This is a genomic window from Helicobacter pylori (assembly GCF_016755635.1).
Classification (GTDB): Bacteria; Campylobacterota; Campylobacteria; order Campylobacterales; family Helicobacteraceae; genus Helicobacter; species Helicobacter pylori_CQ.
The window spans coordinates 1,461,310-1,477,330 of the sequence record NZ_CP051500.1; the positions used below are offsets into that span (position 1 = coordinate 1,461,310).

Annotated in this window: 13 protein-coding genes and 1 tRNA gene; 7 read left to right on the plus strand and 7 right to left on the minus strand. The window is 37.6% G+C overall.

Features of this window, described 5'->3' with window-relative positions:
- Positions 1-57 precede the first annotated feature (57 nt).
- Complete coding sequence (locus tag HG567_RS07905) at positions 58-336, plus strand: CagY family CD-EC repeat-containing protein (RefSeq protein WP_128078538.1); 279 nt, start codon at positions 58-60, stop codon at positions 334-336.
- Between the two features lie 251 nt (positions 337-587).
- Here HG567_RS07905 and thyX read toward each other — a convergent pair whose 3' ends face one another.
- The 4 genes from thyX to HG567_RS06960 are packed head-to-tail and all read right to left on the minus strand — an operon-like array spanning position 588 to position 3,855.
- Complete coding sequence (gene thyX / locus HG567_RS06945; protein ID WP_202139613.1) at positions 588-1,214, minus strand: FAD-dependent thymidylate synthase; 627 nt, start codon at positions 1,212-1,214, stop codon at positions 588-590.
- 20 nt (positions 1,215-1,234) lie between these two features.
- Positions 1,235-3,028, minus strand: coding sequence for a glutamine--fructose-6-phosphate transaminase (isomerizing) (gene glmS / locus HG567_RS06950; protein ID WP_202139614.1), 1,794 nt, complete (start codon positions 3,026-3,028; stop codon positions 1,235-1,237).
- Positions 3,029-3,268, minus strand: a complete 240-nt coding sequence (locus HG567_RS06955) for a DUF2443 domain-containing protein (RefSeq protein WP_000461837.1) — start codon at positions 3,266-3,268, stop codon at positions 3,029-3,031.
- 44 nt (positions 3,269-3,312) lie between these two features.
- Entirely contained in the window at positions 3,313-3,855 is a 543-nt protein-coding gene (locus HG567_RS06960; protein WP_202163784.1) for a phosphorylase family protein, read from the minus strand.
- A gap of 152 nt (positions 3,856-4,007) precedes the next feature.
- Between HG567_RS06960 and dnaA the strand changes: the two genes are divergently transcribed.
- Positions 4,008-5,381: a chromosomal replication initiator protein DnaA gene (dnaA, locus tag HG567_RS06965; protein ID WP_202163785.1), complete on the plus strand. Its 1,374-nt coding sequence runs from the start codon at positions 4,008-4,010 to the stop codon at positions 5,379-5,381.
- 220 nt (positions 5,382-5,601) lie between these two features.
- Positions 5,602-7,041, plus strand: a complete 1,440-nt coding sequence (locus HG567_RS06970) for a competence protein (protein WP_202139617.1) — start codon at positions 5,602-5,604, stop codon at positions 7,039-7,041.
- Positions 7,042-7,043: 2 nt separating this feature from the next.
- Here HG567_RS06970 and HG567_RS06975 read toward each other — a convergent pair.
- Positions 7,044-7,119 (minus strand) — tRNA-Phe (locus HG567_RS06975).
- Between the two features lie 101 nt (positions 7,120-7,220).
- Between HG567_RS06975 and HG567_RS06980 the strand changes: the two genes are divergently transcribed.
- Positions 7,221-7,973, plus strand: coding sequence for an exodeoxyribonuclease III (locus HG567_RS06980; protein WP_100961575.1), 753 nt, complete (start codon positions 7,221-7,223; stop codon positions 7,971-7,973).
- Here the strand turns inward: HG567_RS06980 and HG567_RS06985 are convergent.
- Positions 7,970-8,605: an outer membrane protein gene (locus HG567_RS06985; RefSeq protein ID WP_052936600.1), complete on the minus strand. Its 636-nt coding sequence runs from the start codon at positions 8,603-8,605 to the stop codon at positions 7,970-7,972. The genes HG567_RS06980 and HG567_RS06985 overlap by 4 nt on opposite strands.
- 3 nt (positions 8,606-8,608) lie before the next feature.
- Complete coding sequence (locus tag HG567_RS06990; protein WP_000837038.1) at positions 8,609-8,956, minus strand: hypothetical protein; 348 nt, start codon at positions 8,954-8,956, stop codon at positions 8,609-8,611.
- 76 nt (positions 8,957-9,032) lie between these two features.
- Here HG567_RS06990 and recG point away from each other — a divergent pair, with 76 nt between their 5' ends.
- The 3 genes from recG to HG567_RS07005 are packed head-to-tail and all read left to right on the plus strand — an operon-like array spanning position 9,033 to position 15,925.
- Complete coding sequence (gene recG, locus HG567_RS06995; RefSeq protein WP_202139618.1) at positions 9,033-10,904, plus strand: ATP-dependent DNA helicase RecG; 1,872 nt, start codon at positions 9,033-9,035, stop codon at positions 10,902-10,904.
- Positions 10,905-10,961: 57 nt separating this feature from the next.
- Positions 10,962-13,010, plus strand: a complete 2,049-nt coding sequence (locus tag HG567_RS07000; RefSeq protein WP_202163786.1) for a site-specific DNA-methyltransferase — start codon at positions 10,962-10,964, stop codon at positions 13,008-13,010.
- A gap of 2 nt (positions 13,011-13,012) precedes the next feature.
- Complete coding sequence (locus tag HG567_RS07005; RefSeq protein ID WP_202163787.1) at positions 13,013-15,925, plus strand: type III restriction-modification system endonuclease; 2,913 nt, start codon at positions 13,013-13,015, stop codon at positions 15,923-15,925.
- The last annotated feature ends 96 nt before the right edge of the window (positions 15,926-16,021 follow it).

Below are 16,021 nucleotides of genomic sequence, written 5' to 3' on the forward strand. Positions count from 1 at the left end.
TGCAATGTAAAGATTAGGCATTGTCGTTTGCTTCCAAAATGATCGCAAAAGTGTCTAATGGAATGTGTTTTTTTGCCAAGCTATCTCTTAGAGCCATATGAGAAACTGCTCACGCCTGAAGCTAGAAAACTTTTGGAACAACAGGCTCTAGATTGTTTGAAAAACGCCAAAACTGAAGCCGACAGAAAAGAATGTGTCAAAAACCTCCCCAAAAACTTGAGAAAAGAGATTTTAGATAAAAACAGCTTAGAAGCCTATAAAACGCCCCAAAAGTCAAGGACAAACCCGCTTATAAAGGAAACCCCTAAGCTTAAAAGCTTAAGGGAACGCTCTTGAAAAAATCAGCGTTTCACAGAAACGATCACTTTAAGCCCTAAAAAAGCAAACTCAAAGTATAATGTTTTGAGAAGAGCGTTTGCCACTTTTGCGTTTCATGGCATGCTCCTTACAATGTTGGTCTGCCCCATATCGTAACTATGGGGCGTGATGAAATCCTACAACAAACCCCCTTAAAATCTCATCTAATCAAACACAAGGCGTTTTTAAAACATTAAAGAATGAGCGTTATTAAGCGGTATTGTTTAAAACTAATGCTTCAAACAATCTTCAAACAAATACTGATGCTCGCTAGGTAAAGCGTCAAATAAGGCTTTGGCTAAATCTTGCATTTCTTTTAAGGCTTTATTACTGCTTCTTAAAGTCAATAAATTTTGCAAGCTCCTAGCGTTAATGCTATACGCTAAATGCGTTTTATAGCTCTCCGGCATGGCGTATTTGGCTAAATCGTTTTTAATGTTATGCTCGCTCAATAAAACCCTGAGATTTTCCAAAGCTAAAACGCTCATTGCATCCACTTTTTCATTATCCACAAACACTAAAAACTCTTTGGCTCTTTTTAAATTCGTTTCATTAAGGGGTAAAAAGCTCTCCACTTCTTTCAATTCCCTTAAAGTGTAGCGGCTTGATTTCACGCTCAAGCTCGCTATGCGGTGCCGGCTCAATTCTTGCAACGCTCCCCTACTCAAACCCTTGATTTCAAAATTGTAATAAAGATGCTCTAAAGTGGAAGAATGCCTAAAAATATTCCCCACCCTGTGAATGAGCTCCTTATCTTTAGAGCCTCCATCATCGCTGTATTCAAAGCTCTGCCAGCAAGTGCGGATCGCTTGGCTTGCAATGTCTAAAGGGGTGTAATGCTTACAAATCACTTCCATTATCTTACTCCTAATCGCTTTTATTCCACGGTAACGCTTTTAGCTAAGTTTCTTGGGTGATCCACATCGTGATTTAAACGCATAGCGATTTCTAAGGCTAAAAGTTGCATCGCTAAATTCATGCGGAAAAATTCTTCCATGTAGCTTTGGCTCTCTTCTAACTGGATAAAATCATCAGCGATCTCTAAAATTTCAGAGCTTAACACGCAAATCGTAGAATCCCTAGCGCTCAATTCTTCAATATTGCTTTTGGTTTTATCAAACAACAAATGTTTAGACAATAAAGCAATGGTAAAAAGGTTGGAATCCACTAACGCAATAGGCCCATGCTTCATCTCCGCGCTCGCATACCCCTCAGCATGCAAGTAGCTGATTTCTTTAAGTTTTAACGCTCCTTCTAAAGCGAGCGGGTAAAACACATCGCGCCCGATATAAAAAAAGCCATGCCCATGCAAGTAGCGTTTGGATAAGCGCTTGATCTTTTCATGCAATTTAGGCTCTACTTTCATCGCATTCACGCTATTTAGCATGTTTTTAGCCTGGATTCTTTCTTCTTCTTTAGAGATTGTCCCTAGCTGTTTGCCTATATACACGCTCAAAAGCCATAAGAGCATCACTTGCGAAGAAAACGCCTTAGTGGATGCCACGCTCCGCTCCACCCCCGCTCTAATCAAAAGCGTGTGATCGCTAATGCGGCTCATCATGCTAAAAGGAGCGTTACACAAGCTAATGGTTTTAAGCCCTTGGGCTTTGGCTAATTTTAAAGCTTCTAAAGTGTCAGCGGTTTCGCCGCTTTGAGAAATCGCTATAAAAAGCTCGTTAGGGTTGCTTTTAAAATGAGCGTAGCGGTATTCGCTCGCTAAAATGGCTCTCGCTCTTATTTTGGCTAATCTTTCAAACAAATACACGCTCGCCAAACTCGCATGGTAACTGCTCCCGCAAGAACACAGCGTGATCTCGCTCACATTCTCTAAAAATTTAGGATCGATCTCGCAATACACATTCAAGGCTTCCAAGCGCCCCTCCAAACACTCTAACAAACTGCTATGCTGCTCATAAATCTCTTTTTCTAAATAATTCCTAAAATCCCCTTTAGAATAATCTTTATCCTCAAAAGCGTAATCTTTCATGTTTTCAATATTTTTTAAATCTTTAAAATTTTCTAAAGAAATCTGCCCCACGCTATTTTCTTCTAAAATGACAAATTGATCCACTTTAGGGGCTAACACGCTCAAACTTGATGCAAAAAACACCCCTTCTTTGCCCTTACCCACGATTAAAGGCGACGAAGATTTAGCGTAAAAGAGGCTCTCTTTAGCCCTTTTATGGAGCATTAAAACCGCATAACTCCCTTTTAAAAGGCTGATGCTTTTTTCAAAGGCTTTCAATAAATCGCTCTCGCTTTTAAGCGTTTCTTCTAATAAATGCGCAATGACTTCCGTGTCCGTTTGGCTTAAAAACGCATGCCCCTTTTCTTCTAGTTCCTTTTTCAAAACGGCGTAATTTTCAATGATGCCATTATGCACTAAGGCTAAATTTTCTGTAAAATGCGGGTGGGCATTGGTGCTGCTTGGCTTGCCATGCGTGGCCCATCTGGTGTGAGCGATACTCACGCCAAAATCCAAAAACTCTTTATTTTTAAGCTCTAGTGTAAGGTTTTCTAATTTCCCTTGAGTTTTAAACACTTCCAAACGATCAGCGCTCAATACGGCTAAACCAGCGCTGTCATAACCTCTGTATTCCAATTCCTTTAATCCCTCTAAAAGAACGGATTTTTTCTCGCTATCCCCTATATAACCTACAATCCCGCACATTTAAAACACCAATAACCCTTTTTTGATCTTATTTAAAGCGTTAATAAGCTCCTTTAAGCGCTCCACTTCTTCGCTTAATTGCGTAAAAAACGCTTCATTCACGCCCTTTGGCATGTCCATGCTCCCTCTTTTAATCTCAATAAAATCCCCCAAACTCAAATTCGCTAATTTTAAAAGCATTTCAATTTCATTTTGCGAATCTTCAATATCCGCTAAAATCTTGCGTATTTTTTCAAACATGTGATCGCCTTTAATTTAGAATGCTCCATGATACTCCATGATAGCTAAACTATCAAACTATCAATGATGTTTTCTAAGATCTGTTTGACTTTGGCGTGGTTTTCTTTAAATTCCTGATGCGCGTTAAGCCCCACATGGTTACTCACGCAAAAAATCCCTTTAGCCTTCAAAGAAAACGCCCTAGCCACGCTTAAGACGCTAAAAAACTCCATGTTTTCTAATAAAACGCCCTTTTGAGCCATTTTTTTAGCAAATATTTCGCTGGTGTGGATATAGTTACTGCTATTGATGCACACCCTTTTAAAAAGAGCTTCCTCTTTAGTTTCTATTTGAATGAAATTATCCAAAGGCGTGTAGCTGTTTAAATGGCTAAAACTCTCTTCAACTTGATAGCCGCAAACGCTTTCAAACACGCTTAAAAGCTCCATTTCTGGGCTATAACTCCCCGCGCTCCCTATAAAAATAAGGCTTTCTATACTGGGGTTTTTTAAACACATTCTCGTTAAATTAATCGCGCTCTCTATCAAGCCCACACCAATAGGCACCGCTTTTTTTAAAGTCTCATTCCTTCCCGCGCAAAGCAGCATGAAAATCCTTTTTTTGCATCCATTAGCTTATTATAAAGCAAGCATTATAGACAAACCCTTAAAAGAAACACCTTAATTTTAAGGCTTCATTCACATTTCATTCACATGTTATTCCTTTTTCATTCACAACTTATTCACGCTATAATAACGCCATGGATACCAACAACAATATTGAAAAAGAAATCTTGGCGCTAGTCAAACAAAATCCTAATGTTAGCCTCATAGAGTATGAAAATTACTTTAGCCAACTCAAATACAACCCTAACGCGAGCAAGAGCGATATTGCCTTTTTTTATGCCCCCAACCAAGTCTTATGCACCACGATTACGGCTAAATACGGTGCGTTGCTTAAAGAAATTTTAAGCCAGAATAAAGTCGGCATGCATTTAGCCCATAGCGTGGATGTGCGTATTGAAGTGGCGCCTAAAATCCAGGTTAATGCCCAATCTAATATCAATTACAAAGCGGTGAAAACGAGCGTCAAAGACTCTTACACTTTTGAAAATTTTGTCGTAGGCTCATGCAACAACACCGTTTATGAAATCGCTAAAAAAGTCGCCCAAAGCGATACGCCCCCTTATAACCCGGTGCTTTTTTATGGCGGCACAGGGTTAGGCAAAACGCACATTTTAAACGCTATCGGTAACCATGCCCTAGAAAAGCATAAAAAAGTCGTGTTAGTCACTTCAGAAGATTTTTTAACAGACTTTTTAAAGCATTTAGACAACAAAACCATGGATTCTTTTAAAGCAAAATACCGCCATTGCGACTTTTTCTTGTTAGATGACGCCCAATTTTTGCAAGGAAAACCCAAGCTAGAAGAAGAATTTTTCCACACCTTTAACGAATTGCACGCCAACAGCAAACAGATCGTGTTGATTTCAGACCGATCGCCTAAAAACATCGCCGGCTTAGAAGATCGCTTAAAATCGCGCTTTGAATGGGGGATAACCGCTAAAGTCATGCCCCCTGATTTAGAAACCAAACTTTCCATTGTCAAACAAAAATGCCAACTCAATCAAATCACTTTGCCTGAAGAAGTGATGGAATACATCGCCCAACACATCAGCGACAATATCCGCCAAATGGAAGGCGCGATCATTAAAATCAGCGTGAACGCGAACTTGATGAACGCTCCCATTGATTTGAACCTCGCTAAAACCGTTTTAGAAGATTTGCAAAAAGATCATGCTGAAGGCTCAAGCTTGGAAAATATCTTACTCGCTGTCGCGCAAAGCTTAAATCTCAAATCCAGCGAAATCAAAGTCTCTTCGCGCCAAAAAAACGTCGCTTTAGCGAGAAAATTAGTCGTGTATTTCGCCAGGCTTTATACCCCAAACCCCACGCTTTCGCTCGCTCAATTTTTGGATTTAAAGGATCATTCAAGCATTTCTAAAATGTATTCTAGCGTTAAAAAAATGCTTGAAGAAGAAAAAAGCCCTTTTATCTTAAGCCTTAGAGAAGAAATCAAAAACCGCCTGAACGAATTGAACGACAAAAAAACCGCTTTCAATTCAAGTGAATGAAAAAAGGCTTATGAAAAAGCGTTCCATTCACTTTTTTTCAAATCCCACAACCCCCCTAAAAACGCGCGTCTCTAAAGCTTTTTATTGTTTCATTCCATCCATTCACGCCCCTACTACTGTTACTAATTATTATTAATTAAAGTGTTACCTATCTATAACTTATTGATAACTTTTACTAAACCTTTTTTTAAGCTATAATCCAAAATAAAAAGGAACAAGCATGAAAAAAACCCTTTGTCTGTCTTTCTTTCTGACTTTCTCTAACCCTCTTCAAGCCCTTGTGATCGAGCTTTTAGAAGAAATTAAAACTTCACCGCATAAAGGCACTTTTAAGGCTAAAGTCCTTGATTCTAAAGAACCAAGACAAGTTTTAGGCGTTTATAATATTTCCCCACACAAAAAACTCACGCTCACAATCACTCACATATCCACCGCAATCGTCTATCAACCCCTTGATGAAAAACTTTCTTTAGAAACGACTTTAAACCCTAACCGCCCTACTATCCCTAGAAACACCAAGATTGTTTTTTCTTCAAAAGAATTGAAAGAAGCGCACGCGCACCAAATGCCTTCTTTAAACGCGCCCATGCAAAAACCACAAAATAAACCCAGCTCATCGCAACAATCTCCTCAAAACTTTTCTTACCCAGAGTCCAAACTAGGCTCTAAAAACTCTAAAAACAGCCTTTTACAGCCTTTAATAACTCCTAGCAAAACAAACCCCACTAACGAAACTCAAACGCCAACAAACGACACCAAACCCCCTTTAAAGCATTCTTCAGAAGATCAAGAAAACAACCTCTTTATAACGCCACCCACCGAAAAAACGCTCCCTAACGACACCTCTAACGCTGATATTGATGAAAACAATGAAAGCAACGAAAATAGGGACAATGTGGAAAAACAAGCCGTTAGAGATCCTAATATTAAAGAATTTGCGTGCGGGAAGTGGGTCTATGACGATGAAAACTTGCAAGCCTATCGCCCAAGCATTTTAAAACGCGTTGATGAAGACAAACAGACTGCGACAGATATTACCCCTTGCGATTACAGCACCGCTGAAAATAAAAGCGGTAAAATCATTACCCCCTATACTAAAATCTCCGTTCATAAAACAGAGCCTTTAGAAGAGCCGCAAACTTTTGAAGCTAAAAACAATTTCGCCATTCTTCAAGCCAGAAGCTCTACAGAAAAATGCAAAAGGGCTAGAGCAAGAAAAGACGGCACGACTAGGCAATGCTATCTGATAGAAGAGCCTTTAAAACAAGCATGGGAAAGTGAGTATGAAATCACCACGCAATTAGTGAAAGCCGTATATGAACGCCCCAAACAAGACGATCAAATAGAGCCGACTTTTTATGAAACCAGCGAATTGGCTTATTCTTCCACACGAAAAAGCGAAATAACGCGCAACGAATTGAATTTGAATGAAAAATTCATGGAATTTGTGGAAGTGTATGAGGGGCATTATTTAAACGATATAATCAAAGAAAGCAGTGAATACAAAGAATGGGTTAAAAACCATGTGCGCTTTAAAGAAGGGGTGTGCATGGCTTTAGAAATAGAAGAGCAGCCACGAGCTAAAAGCACGCCTTTAAGTATTGAAAACTCTCGTGTGGTGTGTGTCAAAAAGGGGAATTATTTATTCAACGAAGTTTAAAATGGTGGCTTGAGGCGGAATCGAACCACCGACACGAAGATTTTCAGTCTTCTGCTCTACCGACTGAGCTATCAAGCCAAGCAAAAGACAATTATTACATAAAAAAGGTAAAATAAAGCTTAATTTTTAAAAAAATGACTAAAAAGATATAATTCACTCAAAATCAAACAAGGATTAAAATGAAATTGATTTCATGGAATGTGAACGGGTTAAGGGCTTGCATGACTAAGGGCTTTATGGATTTTTTCAATAGCGTTGATGCGGATGTTTTTTGCATTCAAGAATCTAAAATGCAGCAAGAACAAAACACCTTTGAATTTAAAGGGTATTTTGATTTTTGGAATTGCGCGATTAAAAAGGGCTATTCTGGGGTGGTAACTTTCACTAAAAAAGAGCCTTTAAGCGTGAGCTATGGTATTAATATGGAAGAGCATGACAAAGAAGGGCGCGTAATAACTTGCGAATTTGAGTCGTTTTACTTGGTGAATGTTTATACCCCTAATTCCCAACAAGCCCTATCTAGGCTTAGTTATCGCATGAGTTGGGAAGTGGAATTCAAGAAATTTTTAAAAGCTTTAGAGTTAAAAAAACCGGTCATTGTGTGCGGGGATTTGAATGTGGCCCACAATGAAATTGATTTAGAAAACCCCAAAACCAACCGAAAAAACGCCGGCTTTAGCGATGAAGAGAGAGGGAAATTCAACGAGCTTTTGAACGCTGGTTTTATTGACACTTTCCGTTATTTTTACCCCAACAAAGAAAAGGCTTACACCTGGTGGAGTTATATGCAACAAGCAAGGGATAAAGACATTGGTTGGCGCATTGATTATTTTTTATGCTCTAACCCTTTAAAAACGCGCTTAAAAGACGCTTTAATCTATAAAGATATTTTAGGGAGCGATCATTGCCCGGTGGGGTTGGAATTAGTTTAAAGGTAGAAAGTGTGCGAAATAAAGACAGAAAAAAGCCTTACAAAGGCTGAGTCGTATTCAAAAGCAAAGGGCCATTTGATCCCCACTTCAATACTAGCGTCATGGTGGAATAGCACTGTTTGGAATTTAAACCCCACTAAACCTAGCATCCTGAAATTGGAAGTTTTGAGCGAAAACCCTTGAATGCTGCGCCAGTCGTCAATGATGAAATTCGCGCTGTGTTTGGAAATCGTCCATGTGTTTTCGGCAACTTGCATGCCATAAAAAAGAGAAAAAACATACAAGGGGTTTTTATTGTATTCCACGATCAAATCCCCCCCAAAGCCGTAAGTGAACATGTTCGCTTGAGCGCCCGTTCTTTTATTGAGGATGACATTCCCGTAATCCATAAAAAAGTAATAGCGCGAATAAAACCAGTAATGAGTGGGGTTAATCTCCCAGCCTAAAGAAAAGCTCGCCCCTTCAATCGTGCGTTTGAGATCGTTGTATTTTTTCATGATCATTTTCCCTACCTGATATTGAGAAGCCACATAAAAACGGCTTTTGGCTTGCATAATGGTAGGGTTTAAAAAATAAACGCTTAAAAATAAGGGGGTTACTTTTTTAAATAAATCCTTTGAAAAAAATTTCACACTTTAATACTTCCTGTTGAGTGGGGAGTTGAGATTGTCTTGGTGGTTAGTGGCTCGTTGCAAAACATTGTTCGTTCTTTTTTGCGAAGGATCAGTGTTTTCTTCATTATTGATTTCATCAATTTTATTTTCGTTATTGATCAAATCATTCACTTCTTTGGTGGCTTTTTCATCTTCTTCTTCATGTTCAATCTTTTTTATATCCTTATTCGCTTGATTGATTGGATTGTTTTGAGTGGTTTTAGTGTTGTTTTGGTGCGATTGGGACGATTTTTTAGGCTCGTCCTTGCATGCACTAAACAAGCTTAAAACAAAAGAGATAGCGATAAAATGAGTGATTTTAGATTTCATCAATTAAATTTCCTTAAGTCAATGTATAATTTGATTATTTTATCATAAAAACGATTAAGGATTGACTAAGAACAAATTGCAAGAAATAAATCATTTATTAAAAACATTAAACGTGAAATCGCTTTTGGAAGCCTTGCTTGTTTATACGCCCAAAGGTTATAAAGATTTAAATTTATTAGAGCGTTTTGAAACGGGTTTGAGTGGCGTTTTAGAAGTGGGTATTTTAGAGAAAAGAAACTACGCCAAAGTTTTAAAGATTTTCGCCTATTCCAAACGATTTTACAAAAATTTAGAGCTTGTTTTTTTCAATTACAGCGCGTTCCATCACAGCCAGTTTAAAACCGGCGAGAGTTTGTTCATTTATGGTAAATTAGAGCAAAGCTCTTTTAATCAAGCTTATATCATTAACACGCCTAAAATCCTTACCGAATTTGGCAAAATTTCTTTAATTTTTAAAAAAGTTAAAAACCATAAAAAAATCCAAGAAAATTTACAAAAACTCATTTCATTAGAAAATTTAAAAAAGGAAGGCGTTAAAGAGAATATCGCACATTTATTGTTAGAAATCTTTTTCCCCACGCCGCATTTTGTCAAGGATTTTGAAACGAATAAAAATTTCCCTTCGCAACATTTAAATGCATTAAAATACATTGAAATGCTTTTTTATATGAAAAATTTAGAGCGCAAAAAATTGCAATTCAGTGCTAAAATCGCATGCCCCAATAACAGCGAACGCTTGAAAGCGTTTATCGCTTCTTTACCCTTTAAGCTCACCAACGACCAACAAAACGCCATTAAAGAAATCCAAAGCGATCTCACCAGTTCTATAGCGTGCAAGCGTTTGATTATAGGCGATGTGGGGTGCGGGAAAACGATGGTGATTTTAGCGAGCATGGTATTAGCTTACCCTAATAAAACCCTTTTAATGGCGCCCACTTCCATTCTCGCTAAACAGCTTTATAACGAAGCCTTAAAATTTTTACCCCCTTATTTTGAAGTGGAATTACTGCTTGGTGGGAGTTACAAGAAGCGATCCAATCATTTGTTTGAAACCATCACGCATGTGGTTATCGGCACGCAAGCGTTGTTGTTTGATAAGCGCGATTTGAATGAATTCGCACTAGTGATCACTGATGAACAGCACCGATTTGGCACCAAGCAGCGCTACCAATTAGAAAAAATGGCAAGCAGTAAGGGTAATAAACCCCATTCTTTGCAATTTTCCGCTACCCCCATTCCTCGCACGCTTGCCCTAGCCAAAAGCGCGTTTGTGAAAACGACCATGATTAGAGAAATCCCTTATCCTAAAGAAATTGAAACTTTAGTCTTGCATAAAAGAGATTTTAAAATAGTGATGGAAAAAATCAGCGAAGAAATCGCTAAAAACCATCAAGTCATTGTCGTTTATCCGCTGGTGAATGAGAGCGAAAAAATCCCGTATTTATCGCTCAGTGAGGGGGCGAGTTTTTGGCAAAAACGCTTTAAAAAGGTTTATACCACTTCAGGGCAAGATAAAAATAAAGAAGAAGTGATTGAAGAATTTAGAGAGTCCGGGAGCATTCTTTTAGCGACTACGCTCATTGAGGTGGGCATTTCTTTACCACGATTGAGCGTGATGGTGATTTTAGCGCCAGAAAGGTTAGGCTTAGCGACTTTACACCAGTTAAGGGGGCGTGTGTCTCGTAACGGATTGAAAGGCTATTGTTTTTTATGCACGATCCAAGAAGAAAACGAACGATTAGAAAAGTTTGCTGATGAATTGGACGGCTTTAAAATCGCTGAATTGGATTTAGAATACAGAAAAAGCGGGGATTTACTTCAGGGTGGGGAGCAGAGCGGGAATAGTTTTGAATACATTGACTTAGCCAAAGATGAAAACATTATCGCTGAAGTGAAACAAGATTTTTTAAAAAACGCTAGCGTTTCACATGGAACATTTGAAAATTGAAAATTGAAAATTAAGGCAGAATTGGGTAATTTAAACCATTTAAAATAAAGGATAGCAATGCAAAATAAAGAAATGGATCAAGAAAAAAGCGTTAAGGAAAAAAATTTAGAGGTTTTTAATCGTTATTTTCCCGGTTGCTTGAGTATAGAAAATGACAACCAACTCACGCTGGATACAAAAAAATTAAAAGCGTTACTAGGGGATTTTAGCGAGATAAAAGAAGAGGGCTATGGGTTGGATTTTGTGGGTAAGAAAATCGCCTTAAATCAAGCTTTTAAGAAAAATCATAAGATTTTAAAGCCCTTAAACGAATCCAATAGCAAGCACATTCTCATCAAGGGCGATAATTTAGACGCTCTCAAAATCTTAAAACAAAGCTATAGTGAAAAAATCAAAATGATTTACATTGATCCGCCTTACAACACGAAAACCGAGAATTTTATCTATGGCGATGATTTCTCGCAATCCAATGAAGAGGTTTTAAAAACATTGGATTATTCTAAAGAAAAGCTGGATTATATCAAGAATCTTTTTGGGTCAAAATGCCATAGCGGGTGGCTTAGTTTCATGTATCCCAGATTGTTGCTCGCTAAAGATTTGCTCAAACAAGACGGCGTGATTTTCATCAGCATTGACGATAATGAGTGTGCGAATTTAAAAATCTTGTGCGATGAAATTTTTGGGGAGGGGAATTTTTTATCATCTTTGACTTGGCTTAAAGGTAACGCTCAAAATGATGCACAATATTTTCAAAACAATTACGAAAATATTCTTGTTTATGCAAAGCATGTTGAAGCGCTCAGTCTTAATCGCATGGCTTCAAAAAAAGAAGTCAAAGTATTTTGTGAAAATGATAAATATTATTATGAGAGAGCTGGACTTACAACAGGCGGAGCTGGAGGGACTTTAAACGCACGAGCAAATTTAGGTTATAGTATTTACTATAATCCTAAAACGCTAGATTTTTTAGGTGTAGATGATTATGATAAAAAATTAGCAAAAAGTAGCAATGATGAAAACCTAGTTTATAACGATAGACAAGACTTATTAAAACAAGGCTATAAAATCATAAGACCACCAAAAAAGGGTGTTGGACTTGGGCGTTGGACTTGGGCGTTGGATACTTTTAATAGTAATAAAAATATTATTTCTATTAAAAAAAATAGTAGAAATGAATATGTAATTTGTAAAAAAGAATTTTTAGATAAAAACCAAGTCAAACAAAATGAAAACGGCAAATTTTACGCTATTTTAGACAAGTCATCGCCCGCAAGAAATGTGATAGAAAATATCGGCGGTGGTAATGGGACAAAAGAAGTTAATGATCTTTTTAATCAAAAGATTTTCAATAACCCAAAACCTCTAAAACTCATCAACCGACTGATTGAATTATCCACAAACGAGGGCGACATCATTTTAGACTTTTTCGCTGGGAGCGGGACAACCGCGCATGCCGTGTTAGAGAGTAATAAGAGCGATTATCAAAAATTAAGTGAGGGGGGGGGGTTATTTAATGGCTTGAACGCCGCATTTAAAGAAAGGCGCTTCATTCTCGTCCAATTAGATGAAAAAATTGATCCCAAGAAAAACAAAAGCGCTTATGATTTTTGTTTAAACACCCTAAAATCCACCTCGCCGAGCATTTTTGACATCACCGAAGAAAGGATTAAAAGAGCGGGGGCTAAAATCAAAGAAGCTTGCCCCAATTTAGACGTGGGGTTTAGAGCGTTTGAAATCATTGATGATGAAACGCATGCTAATGATAAAAATCTCAGTCAAGCCCATCAAAAGGATTTGTTCGCTTATTCTAACCTTGATAGAATGGAAACCCAAACGATTTTAATTAAGCTTTTAGGCTGCGAGGGTTTGGAGCTCACCACCCCTATAATTTGCTTGATTGAAAACGCCTTGTATTTGGCTCAAAATACGGCTTTCATTGTGGGGGATATAGAAATGAGTGAGGTTTTAGAAAACTTGAAAGATAAAGGGGTGGAAAAAATCAGCATGTATATGCCCGCTATCAGTAACGACAGGCTGTGTTTGGAATTGGGCAGTAATTTGTTTGATTTGAAATTAGAGAGCGGCGATTTAAAGATTAGGGGGTAGAGATGAAAATCAAATTCAAACGATTAGACTATCAGGAGCAATGCCGGGACCAAATTTTAGGGGTGTTTAAGGGGATTGATTTGAGAGAGCCAGAAAATGACGCTCAAAGGATTTCTAACCCTATTTTTGAAATAGAAGCGCTCAAAAATGTTTTATTAGAAAATATTGAGGATTTACGATCGAAACAAAAAATAACCCAAGGGAGCGTGGGGATTGAGAAGTCGTTAAACTGCGATATTTTAATGGAAACAGGCACCGGGAAGACCTTTTGCTTTTTGGAATGCGTTTATGCCTTGCATAAAAACTACCATTTGTCAAAATTTATCGTTTTAGTGCCAAGCAACGCCATTAAATTAGGGGTTTTAAAGAGCGTTGAAATCACCAGAGAATTTTTTAAAAGCGAGTATTCTACGCATTTAGAAAGCTATGAAGATGCAGAAAGATTCATTCTAGCGAGCAACCACAAATGCTGTGTGTTGGTGATGACTGATGCTGCCTTTAATAAAAAAGATAACATTATCAATCAATCATGCTTAGAAAACACGAATCTATTCAATGGCGCAACAAGTTACATGCAAGCTTTAGCGAGTATGCGCCCTATCGTTATCATAGACGAACCACACAAATTTTTAGGCGATAAAACAAAGGAAAAATTAAAAGAATTCAACGCTTTAATCACGCTCAGGTTTGGGGCGACTTTTAAAGATGATTATCATAATTTGATTTACGCGCTAGACAGCAAAAAAGCGTTTGATTGCGCCCTAGTGAAAAGCATTAGCGTGGCGTCTGTGGGGGAGAGTGATGAGTGTTTTTTAGAGCTTAAAGGGATTGAAAAAAGAAATGAATATGAAGCTATGATTAACTACACGAATTTAGACAATAAAATTCAAAGCGTCAAAGTCAAAACGCATGATAATTTAGGGGTGGTAACTCAAATCAGCGCTTTAGAAGATTACATTGTAGAAAAAATCACTAAAACTGAGATTCGTTTTCTCAATGGTTTTAATTTGTTACTGGATCAAAAAGAGCCTTTTTCTCATCTTTTAGAGAGCGAGCAAGAAGTGATGCTGAAAGAAGCAATAAAAAGCCATTTTGAAAGAGAAGAAGGGCTTTTTAAAAAGGGGATTAAAGCCTTGTGCATGGTGTTTATTAGCGGGGTGAATAGCTATTTAAGCGAAAATGAACAGCCGGCCAAATTGGCCCTTTTATTTGAAAAACTCTACCAACAAGAGCTTGAAGAAGTCTTAAAAAAGCCTTCTTTAGATGAAAATTATAGAGCGTATTTAGAGCGCACCAAAGACGCTATTAAAAAAGTGCATGGAGGGTATTTCGCTAAAAGCAAGAAAGAGAGCGATGAAGCCCAAGTGATCGCGCTCATTTTAAAAGAAAAAGAAAAATTGCTGAGTTTTGATTCCGATCTCAGGTTTATTTTTTCGCAATGGGCGTTGCAAGAGGGGTGGGATAACCCTAATGTGATGACGATTTGCAAATTAGCCCCTAGCCATTCCAATATCACTAAATTGCAACAAATCGGTAGGGGGTTAAGGCTCGCTGTGAATGATAAGGGCGAACGTATCACTAAAGAGCATGCTGATTTTGATTTTGTCAATGAATTAGTCGTGATCGTGCCGCAAGTGGAGGGGGATTTTGTGGGAGCGATCCAGCAAGAGATAAGCGAACACAGCTTGATCAAACAAGAATTTAGCGCAGAAGAGTTAGAAAAAAGCGGCATGGTTAGAAAAGGGTATTATGGGGTTTTGTTTGAAACATTAGAGGGTTTGGGTTTTGGAGAAAAAACAGATGATGAAAACTTTAAACTCACTCTCAATCAAAACGAATTTTTAAAAAAAGAGCCGGAACTAGAAAAATTAAAAGATGAAACATACTTGGATTTTGAAAAATTAAAAGATTTTTTAAAAGATCGCTTAGTTGGCAATCTTAGAGTTAGGAACAAAAACGAGCGAAAAACTGAAAAAATCAAAATCAATAAAGAAAATTTTAAAAAATTTGAAACCTTATGGGAGAGCTTGAACCATCAAGCCCGGATCGCTTATGCCATTGATAGCGAGAGCTTGATTGATGAGATTGTAACAAAGATCAACGCTTCTTTTAATGTCAAGTCAAAAATCGTTTCGGTTACGACGCATAAAAAAGTAGAAACGATGGGAAATAACGCCAAAACAGAGATGTTTGAGCGAGAAAGCGCATGCGTGTGGAGCTTGCATGAATTTATCAGCGCCTTGTCTAATAAGGTGAAATTGAGTTTTAAAAGCGTGGCTAAAGTGTTGGAAAAAATTGATGAAAACAAATTTGATCTAATTAAGAAAAACGAACAAGAGGGCTTAAGGCGGTTAGAAGAGCTGTTTTTGGAAATCATTTATCAAAATATTGAAGATAAAATTTCCTATCAAATGCGCGAAACGACGATTAAAAACAGAAAAAACGATGCGTTTTATGATGAAAAGGGAGAAATTAGAGAGTTTTTAGACGGGAGTTTGGGGGCGGATAAATATGAGATTAAAAATTCAAGCGCACAAGAAAAATGCCTGTATGAAAATTTCATGCAAGTGGATAGCGAGATTGAAAAGGACACGATTGAAGAATCTAACGACACTAAAATCATTGTTTTTGGCAAGCTCCCTAGGGTTAAAATCCCGATAGGGTTAAATCAAACTTATAGCCCTGATTTTGGGTATGTGGTTGAAAATAACGATAAAAAAGTGTTGTTAGTGGTAGAAACTAAGGGGGTTGAACATGAAAACGAATTGCGCGAAGAAGAAAGGCGGAAAATTTCAACCGCTAAGAAATTTTTTGAAGCTTTAAAAAAGCAAGGCGTGAATATTGAATACAAAACCAAAATGAGAAAAGATCAATTAAGCGCATTGATTAATGAAATTTTAAATCGTAAAGATTAGAGTTACTTTAATGTTTCACATGGAACAATTTTAAAGAAAAGTGTTTTATTTAAAATTCATGGAGCTTTTGTTATAATCGTTTTTATCCAATTTCAA